At 65.2% G+C, this 3,007-nt stretch carries 3 protein-coding genes; all 3 read right to left on the bottom strand.

The features are described 5' to 3' along the window. The coding region (locus AAGA11_22920) for a mechanosensitive ion channel domain-containing protein (protein ID MEM9605727.1) at positions 1 to 1,824 on the bottom strand (1,824 nt) is incomplete at its 3' end. A gap of 162 nt (positions 1,825 to 1,986) precedes the next feature. Beyond that, on the bottom strand, positions 1,987 to 2,679 hold the full coding sequence (locus AAGA11_22915) for a response regulator transcription factor (GenBank protein ID MEM9605726.1): 693 nt from the start codon (positions 2,677 to 2,679) through the stop codon (positions 1,987 to 1,989). Between the two features lie 83 nt (positions 2,680 to 2,762). Further along, the coding region (locus tag AAGA11_22910) for a hypothetical protein (GenBank protein ID MEM9605725.1) at positions 2,763 to 3,007 on the bottom strand (245 nt) is incomplete at its 5' end.

Below are 3,007 nucleotides of genomic sequence, written 5' to 3'. Positions count from 1 at the left end.
GGAGATTTTCTCGACCGTGCCCCGCGTGTCGCCGATCTCGATGTACTCGGCCACCCGAAAGGCGTCGTCGGCGAGGAAGAAGAGGCCCGAGACGATGTCCTTGACCAGCGTCTGGGCGCCGAAACCGACCGCGAGGCCGACAACCGCGGAACCGGCGAGCAGCGGCGTGATGTTGATGCCGAGGCCGTCGAGGGCGACGAGCACCGCGACCAGCACCACCAGCGTCTTGGCTGTCACCTCGAAAATCGGCACCAGCGTCGCGGTGCGGGACAGCCCAACACCGCCCATGTCGCCGCCGCCGTCATCGTGCGCACCGTCCGCGCCACCGGTCTCCGCGGCCATGACCTTGCGCGCCGAAATGGTGATCACTTCCCAGACGGTGTACCCGATCAGCAGGGCAAACAGCAGCTCGTACAGGTTGCCGGCGGTTTGCACGCCAAACCCGGACTCGGCCATGCGCACCACGTCGAAGCTCCAGAACTTGGCGAGCAGATACAGCACGACACCGACCACGAACACGCGGCCGACCCGAAGCAACCCACGCTGCATCTGCACACGGGCCTTGGCTGCGGCCGGGCTCTCGTCCTCGGTGGCGCGCGTGCCCAGGGCGACGAACAGCGTGACGTTGCCATCGAGCGCCGGCCACAGCGCAATGACGAAAAAGGTCATGTACACCGCCGAGGTCGAGTAGACCGCGAGGTCAGTGGTGTTGAGGATGATCTCGACAAAGAGGTACTTCACCAGAATCAGCACCAGAGCGATCTTCGGCCAGTTGCCGGCAAAGGCGCTGTCGGACGCGTCCTCTTGACCGTCGATGAGGCGCGCGTTGCGCTTCTGGTTGTTGTTCAGCACATCGGTGAGCGTGGCGCGGTGGCGCCAGATGGTCAGCGCGACCATGGCGTAGAGCGACATGTTCATCAGGAAGCCGAAGGGCGCCAGGTTGTCGATACCGCCCAGTTCGTCAAAGCCGATGGTCTGGAAGAGGTAATAGATGTTGTGCAGGCCGACGACGTAGCCCGCGAGCAGTGCGAAATCCCGCGTGATCCGGAACGCGCGCTCGTCGTCGGTGGGGCAGAAGCGCAAGCCCGTCTGTCCAGGCGCAAAGACGAAATGGCAAAACACACTGCCCATCCACCAGGCGCCGAGCGTGACAATGACGGCATAGCCGAGTTGATGAGCGACACCCGGCCACGGGACAAACACCGTGAACCCGAGGTAAGCCACGAGAAAGAACGCAATCACTTCCAGCACGTCAATGGCGAGCCGGGAGTACACGATGCGCAACACGGCCCAGAGGGTGTAACCCGTCTCTTCAACCAGTGCCGCTCGTTTGCGCCGAAACAATCGCTCGACACCACGCTGTGCCACGACGCCCATCGCCAGGAAAGCCACGAGCGCTGCCCACCACGTGCCAGTACCGAAGTCGGACACCGCCTGCTGCAGTGCGGCGCTGAAGCGCGACAGAAAATCGGGAACACGGTCCAGGTTGGTCAGGTTGCTGCGCGCGTTGTCCACGTACACGCGCAACCCGTCGGTCAGGGCCTGCATCGCCGTGCGGGTCTCCGGCGCGGCGGCGTTCTGTTCAGCCACGGCGTCGAGCCGCTCGATCAGCAACTGACGCACCGCATCGTCGTTCAGTTGGGACACCATATCCCGGACAGCCGCCTTGCTCTCGGGTGCACCCAACGCGATGCTGTCCCGCACGGATTCAGCGTCGGCCGCCGGCAACCCGGGCACCGTGCCCTCGGCGTGGACCACCCCGACACAGAGCATCAGCCCGCAGAGCACCGCGAACACAAGGTGACCGAAACGTTGCCCTGACATGGGGCCTCCTCTGTATAGGTACCATGGGACGTCGCGCCGGAGTGTAACGCAGGACGGCTGACGGAAAACCACACCGCGGACGCGAACCGTCGGGGCGAATCGCGCGATCAGTCCCGCACTACGATCAACCTCGCAGGCCGAACCGCACCCGGGCGCAATCGCTCAACGGGACAATGCAAGCAGGTAACCCTTGCCACGCACGGTTTTCAGATGGTGCTCTGCCTGGTCGCCGAGTTGTTTGCGGATCTGCGACACCGTGACGTCCACAAAGCGGTTCTGACCGTCGTAGGGCAGCTTGCGCAAGGACTGAAAAATGGCCTCGCGGCTGAGCACCTGACCTGCATTTTCAGCCAGCAACACGAGCAGGTCATACTCGGGCGTGCTGAGCTCAAGCGTGCGCCCGTCGAATTCGGCCACGCGGCTGGACAGGTTGATGGTCAGGCCACCTGCTGACAGCAACGCCGGGCTGGGCGCCGCTGACGCTGCGGGTGGCAGGTTGCGCGTCACCGCCGGGGCACGCAGCCGGGCCCGAATCCGCGCGAGCAGCACCCGCGGTTCGACGGGTTTGAGGATGAAATCGTCCGCACCGACCTCAAGACCGACCACGTGGTCGATGTCGTCACCCGAGGCCGTCAGCATGAGCACCGGGCCGAAGAACCGGTGGCGGATTTCGCGGCACACCGAGATGCCGTCGAGACCTGGCAACTTGAGGTCCAGGATCACCAGGTCAAAGTCACCGCACACGATGCGGTCCACCGCGTCGGCGCCGTCTGAGCACACGTCGACGTCAAAGCCGTTCTTCTCGAGGTAGCGCCGGATCAGCTGCTGCAACTCGAGGTCATCCTCCACCAGCATCAGTCGCGGGTGTGCTGTCTGTTCAGCCACGCAGTTGTTCCCCTGCCCCACCGTGGCGCCTGCCGGCCGGGTGCCGCAGTGGCTCACCCATCGCCGCCGCCATCCTCTCCGTCACCTCCGTCGGATTCACCTTCTCCTCCCTCGCCTTCGCTGTCGCCTTCGTCGCCTTCGTCGCCCTCGTCACCCTCGTCGCCCTCGTCGCCTTCGTCGCCCTCGTCACCCTCGTCACCCTCGTCGCCCTCGTCGCCCTCGTCGCCCTCGTCGCCCTCGTCGCCCTCGTCGCCCTCGTCGCCCTCGTCGCCCTCGTCGCCCTCGTCGCCCTCGTCGC

This window comes from Pseudomonadota bacterium (assembly GCA_039196715.1).
Lineage (GTDB): Bacteria > Pseudomonadota > Gammaproteobacteria > CALCKW01 > CALCKW01 > CALCKW01.
Note: the sequence above shows the minus strand (reverse complement) of the source record. Positions and strands in the feature narration are given on the sequence as shown.